Source organism: Pseudomonas japonica, from assembly GCF_900188455.1.
In the GTDB taxonomy this organism is placed as follows: domain Bacteria; phylum Pseudomonadota; class Gammaproteobacteria; order Pseudomonadales; family Pseudomonadaceae; genus Aquipseudomonas; species Aquipseudomonas japonica.
In genome coordinates this window covers 83,527-89,526 of sequence record NZ_FZOL01000028.1, presented here as the reverse complement: position 1 = coordinate 89,526, position 6,000 = coordinate 83,527, and the positions used below count along the sequence as shown (strand labels likewise).

The window sequence follows — 6,000 nt, the reverse complement described above, 5'->3', positions numbered from 1 at the left end:
AGGTAGTCCAGGTCGTCGAAACGGCGCTGGATGGATTCGGCGATCGGGATCGACTTGGCATTGGCCAGGGAGCAGAAATCACCGCCCGGGCAGCAGATGATGTCGGTCAGCAGGCCGATGTTCGGCGTGGCGAAGCCGTGTTCGCGCAGTTCCAGCCAGAGGGCGTGCAGTTCGGCCTGCTCGACGTCGGCGAGGATGATGTTCTGCTCGTGGGAGGTACGCAGCTGGCCGAAGCTGTAGCGCTCGGCGAGGTCGGCGACCTTGTCCAGTTGCTTGTCGGTCAGGTCGCCCGGGGCGACGCCGGTGGGCTTGAGCGACAGGGTCACGGCCACGTAGCCCGGCTTCTTGTGCGCCAGGGTGTTGCGCACGCGCCAGCGGGCGAAGCCCGGGTGCTGCTGGTCGAGTTCGGCCAGTTGCGTGTCGAGGTTGTCCAGGGCCTTGTAGTCCGGATCGACGAAGTGCTTGGCGACGCGCTGGACTTCGGCTTCGGTCAGGGTGGTCTGGCCGCCGCGCAGGTGGACCATCTCGGCCTCGACCTTCTCGGCGAAGACTTCCGGCGTCAGGGCCTTGACCAGGATCTTGATCCGCGCCTTGTACTTGTTGTCACGGCGACCGTAACGGTTGTACACGCGCAGGATGGCGTCGAGGTAGCTGAGCAGGTCCTGCCACGGCAGGAACTCGTTGATGAAGGCGCCGACCACCGGGGTACGGCCCAGGCCGCCACCCACCAGGACGCGGAAGCCCAGTTCGCCGGCCTCGTTGTGCACCGGCTCCAGGCCGATGTCGTGCACTTCGATGGCCGCACGGTCGCTCTTCGAGCCGTTGATGGCGATCTTGAACTTGCGCGGCAGGTAGGCGAATTCCGGGTGGAAGGTGGTCCACTGGCGGACGATCTCGCACCACGGGCGCGGGTCGATCAGTTCATCGGCGGCGACGCCGGCGAACTGGTCGGTGGTGACGTTGCGCAGGCAGTTGCCGCTGGTCTGGATCGCGTGCATCTGCACGGTGGCCAGTTCGGCGAGGATCTCCGGGATGTCTTCCAGCGCCGGCCAGTTGTACTGCACGTTCTGCCGGGTGCTGATGTGCGCGTAGCCCTTGTCGTAGTCGCGAGCGATCTTCGCCAGCAGGCGGGTCTGGCGCGAGGTCAGCTGGCCGTACGGCACGGCGACCCGGAGCATCGGGGCAAAACGTTGGATGTAGAGGCCATTCTGCAGTCGCAGAGGGCGGAATTCTTCTTCGCTCAGCTCTCCGGCCAGATAGCGGCGGGTCTGATCCCGGAACTGCTTGACGCGGTCCTCGATGATCCGCTGATCGTACTCGTCGTATACGTACATAGGGGTCCTGTTCTCAAGCTGCTTGCAGCTAATCGCGCGCACGGCCGCGCACTCCGGATGCGGAGCCGGGGAAAGATAGCAGTTTGTATTTATGTGAAAAAGTGATGTTTTTGCATATGCAAAGAACGGATTGGACTAAGTGAGACTGGCTAGCGTTTGGCCTGTGATCCGGCCGTCCGCCGAGCGGTAAAAGTCCCTGCTTGAGCAAAGGACATTGCTGAACTTAACTGCTGGGGGTGTGCATTCCCATAACCACTACAAAAAGAGGCGATGCAATGGGAAACCCGATCAAAACCGGCAAGACGGACAGCAGTGTGGACGCGTGGGCAATTCTCTGCCTGATCGTGCTCGTGGTCGTTACCGCCGTGTACTGGGTCAGTCACCAGTGATGGAACACCAAGACTGAGCAGCAGTAACCGTGACCTGAACCGAAACCGCCCGCGGCATGGACCCCGCGGGCGGTTTTCGTTTGCGTGGGCGTAATCAGTGGGCGGTCAGGTGCAGGGCGAGCTGGACCAGGCCGTAGAGCACGAGGATGAACACCAGGGTGAAGGCGGTGCCCATGGCGATGAAATGCGAGGGTTTGCCATGGGTGAAGTCGCGGGCGCGGTTCTTCCCGGTCTGCACACCGAAGGCGGCGGCCAGGACGCTGTGCAGGAGTTGCCAGAAGGTTGGGGGCTTGCCTTGAGGGTCGTCCATGGTCTGCTCCTCGTCGGGGTGTGACGGAGAGTCTAGCTGCTCTGGCGAAGATGCCCTCATGGACGCCTGGCTTGCCTCGTAGGAGCGTGGCTTGCCCGCGAAGGACTGCGGAGCGGTCCCCGAATTCGCGCAGATTCAGGGACCGCTCCGCAGTCCTTCGCGGGCAAGCCACGCTCCTACGAGGGCAAGCCACGTTCCCGCGAGAGCAAGCCACGTTCCCGCGAGGGGCGGACAACCCGGTGTCAGTTCTCGTAGCCGAGGTTCGGCGCCAGCCAGCGCTCGCTTACCGCAATGTCCTGCTCCTTGCGCGCGCTGTAGCTCTCGATCTGATCCTTCTCCACCTTGCCCACCGCGAAGTACTGCGCCTGCGGATGAGCGAAGTACCAGCCGCTGACCGCCGCCGCCGGGAACATGGCGAAGTGTTCGGTGAGGAACACGCCGCTCTGGCCGGTCTCGCCGATCTCGGTGCCGTCCAGCAGGCGGAACAGCGTGGCCTTCTCGGTGTGGTCCGGGCAGGCCGGGTAGCCCGGGGCAGGGCGGATGCCCGAGTACTGCTCCTTGATCAGCGCCTCGTTGTCCAGGTGCTCGTCCCTGGCATAGCCCCAGTGCTCCTTGCGCACCTGCTCGTGCAGCCACTCGGCGCAAGCCTCGGCGAGGCGGTCGGCGAGGGCCTTGACCATGATCGAGCTGTAGTCGTCGCCCTTGTCCTGGTAGGCCTTGGCCACTTCCTCGGCACCGATGCCGGCGGTGGTGATGAAACCGCCGACGTAGTCGGTGACGCCACTGTCCTTCGGCGCGACGAAGTCGGCCAGGGAGAAGTTCGGCTTGTTGTCCGGCTTGATGGTCTGCTGGCGCAGGTGGTGCAGGCGTGCCAGCGGCTGGCCGTCGTCGCCGTAGACTTCGATGTCGTCGTCCGCCACCTGGTTGGCCGGCCAGAAGCCGAACACCGCGCGGGCGCTGATCAGCTTCTCGTCGATCAGCTTGGCCAGCATCTGTCGTGCGTCTTCATACAACGCGGTGGCGGCTTCACCGACCACCTCGTCGCTGAGGATGCGCGGGAACTTGCCGGCCAGGTCCCAGGAGATGAAGAACGGGGTCCAGTCGATGTACTCGGCCAGCACCTTCAGGTCGATGTCCTCCAGCACCTTCACGCCGGTGAAGGAGGGCACCGCGGCCTGGTAGCCGGCCCAGTCGTACTGTGGCTTGGCCGCGATGGCCTGGGCGTAGCTCAGGCGCTCGGTGCGCGCGCTGCGGTTGGCGGTACGCTCGCGGACCTCGACGTAGTCGGCGCGGGTCTTCTCGACGAAACCGGGCTTGAGTTCCTTCGACAGCAGTTGCGTGGCCACGCCCACCGCGCGCGAGGCGTCGGTGACGTAGACCACCGCGTCGTTGCTGTAGCGCGGTTCGATCTTCACCGCGGTGTGCGCCTTGGAGGTGGTGGCGCCGCCGATCATCAGCGGCAGGTGGAAGTCCTGGCGCTGCATTTCCCGGGCGACGTGGACCATCTCGTCCAACGACGGGGTGATCAGCCCGGACAGGCCGATGATGTCGCATTTTTCCTCGCGGGCGACCTGGAGGATCTTCTCCGCCGGGACCATCACACCGAGGTCGACGATGTCGTAGCCGTTACAGCCCAGGACCACGCCGACGATGTTCTTGCCGATGTCGTGGACATCGCCTTTTACCGTGGCCATGAGGATCTTGCCCTTGGCTTCCGGCTTGTCGCCCTTTTCTTCTTCGATGAAGGGAATCAGGTGGGCCACCGCCTGTTTCATCACCCGCGCCGACTTGACCACCTGGGGCAGGAACATCTTGCCCGCGCCGAACAGGTCGCCGACCACGTTCATCCCGCTCATCAGCGGGCCCTCGATGACCTCGATCGGCCGCGCGCATTGCTGCCGGCATTCCTCGGTGTCCTCGACGATGAACGCGGTGATGCCCTTGACCAGCGCATGCTCCAGGCGTTTTTCCACCGGCAGGGAGCGCCATTCTTCGGTTTCGACTTCCTTGGCCGCGCCGCCGCCACGGTAATCGTCGGCGATCGCCAGCAGCGCATCGGTGCCTTCGGGCGTGCGGTTGAGCACCACGTCCTCGACCTTCTCGCGCAGCACGGCGGGGATTTCGTCGTAGATCTCCAGCTGGCCGGCGTTGACGATACCCATGGTCAGGCCGTTCTGGATGGCGTGGTAGAGGAACACCGAGTGGATCGCCTCGCGCACCGGGTTGTTGCCGCGGAACGAGAACGACACGTTGGACACACCGCCCGACGACAGCGCGTGGGGCAGGTGGTCTCGGATGTAGGCGCAGGCTTCGATGAAGTCCACGGCGTAGTTGTTGTGTTCCTCGATACCGGTGGCGACGGCGAAGATGTTCGGGTCGAAGATGATGTCTTCCGGCGGGAAGCCCACTTCATTGACCAGAATGTCGTAGCTGCGCTGGCAGATTTCCTTCTTGCGCGCGGCGGTGTCGGCCTGGCCGACCTCGTCGAACGCCATCACCACCACCGCGGCGCCGTAGCGTTTGCACAGGCGGGCGTGATGCTTGAAGGCCTCGACGCCTTCCTTCATCGAGATCGAGTTGACGATGCCCTTGCCCTGGATGCACTTGAGGCCGGCCTCGATCACTTCCCACTTGGAGGAGTCGATCATGATCGGCACCCGGGAAATGTCCGGTTCGCCGGCGATCAGGTTGAGGAAGCGGACCATGGCCGCCTGGGAGTCGAGCATCCCTTCGTCCATGTTGATGTCGATCACCTGGGCGCCGGCCTCGACCTGCTGCAGGGCGACTTCCAGGGCTTCGGTGTAGTTTTCCTCGCGGATCAGCCGGGCGAACTTGGCGGAACCGGTGATGTTGGTCCGCTCGCCGACGTTGACGAACAGCGAGTCGCGATCGATGGTGAACGGCTCGAGGCCCGAGAGGCGGCAGGCTTTCGGAATGTCGGGAATGGCCCGCGGCTTGTACTTGGCAACCGCTTCGGCGATCGCCTGGATATGCCCGGGGGTGGTACCGCAGCAACCGCCGATGATGTTGAGGAAGCCGCTGGCGGCGAATTCCTCGACCACCACGGCCATTTCAGCCGGGGTCTCGTCGTATTCGCCGAAGGCGTTGGGCAGGCCGGCGTTGGGGTGCGCGGACACGTGGGTGCCGGCCTTGTTCGACAGCTCTTCCAGGTACGGGCGCAGGTCCTTGGCGCCGAGGGCGCAGTTCAGGCCGACGGAAATCGGCTTGGCGTGGCGCACCGAGTTCCAGAAGGCCTCGGTGGTCTGCCCGGACAGGGTGCGGCCGGAGGCGTCGGTGATGGTCCCGGAAATCATGATCGGCAGTTCGACACCGTCGTCCTCGAACACCTGCTGCACGGCGAAGATCGCCGCCTTGGCGTTGAGGGTGTCGAAGATGGTCTCGATCAGGATCAGGTCGGCGCCGCCCTCGATCAGGCCGCGGGTGGCTTCTATATAGTTCTCCACCAGTTCGTCGAAGGTGACGTTGCGGTAGCCAGGGTCGTTGACGTCCGGGGAGATCGAGCAGGTGCGGCTGGTCGGGCCGAGCACGCCGGCGACGAAGCGCGGACGGTCCGGGGTTTCCAGGGTCTTGGCGTCGGCCACCTGGCGGGCGATGCGCGCGCCCTCGACGTTGAGCTCGTACACCAGCTCTTCCATGTCGTAGTCGGCCTGGGAGATGCGGGTGGCGTTGAAGGTGTTGGTTTCGAGGATGTCGGCACCGGCGTCCAGGTAGGCCTTCTCGATCGCGGCGATGACGTCCGGGCGGCTCAGCAGGAGCAGGTCGTTGTTGCCCTTGACGTCGCTTGGCCAGTCGGCGAAGCGCGTGCCACGATAGTCGCCTTCCTCCAGACGGTAGCTTTGGATCATAGTACCCATGCCGCCATCTAGAATCAGGATGCGCTCTTTGAGTGCTTGCTGGAGTGCTTGGAAACGAGCGCTGCGGTCGGACATTGGAACTACCTGGGTCA

At 64.2% G+C, this 6,000-nt stretch carries 3 protein-coding genes; all 3 read right to left on the bottom strand.

The annotated features are described in order from the left end of the window. A partial coding sequence (locus tag CHB99_RS25960) for a nitrite/sulfite reductase (protein ID WP_089266680.1) occupies window positions 1-1,334 on the bottom strand: 1,334 nt, incomplete at its 3' end. A 483-nt stretch (window positions 1,335-1,817) separates the two neighbouring features. After that, a complete protein-coding gene (locus CHB99_RS25955; RefSeq protein ID WP_042127537.1) occupies window positions 1,818-2,033 on the bottom strand; it encodes a DUF2970 domain-containing protein in 216 nt (71 codons plus the stop codon). Between the two features lie 242 nt (window positions 2,034-2,275). Then, entirely contained in the window at window positions 2,276-5,983 is a 3,708-nt protein-coding gene (metH, locus tag CHB99_RS25950) for a methionine synthase (RefSeq protein ID WP_042127531.1), read from the bottom strand. Window positions 5,984-6,000: the final 17 nt, after the last annotated feature.

Excerpts from the sequence above, each read along its gene's own strand:
- CHB99_RS25955 (WP_042127537.1), bottom strand. The coding sequence starts at position 2,033 with ATGGACGACCCTCAAGGCAAGCCCCCAACCTTCTGGCAACTCCTGCAC.
- metH (WP_042127531.1), bottom strand. The coding sequence starts at position 5,983 with ATGTCCGACCGCAGCGCTCGTTTCCAAGCACTCCAGCAAGCACTCAAA.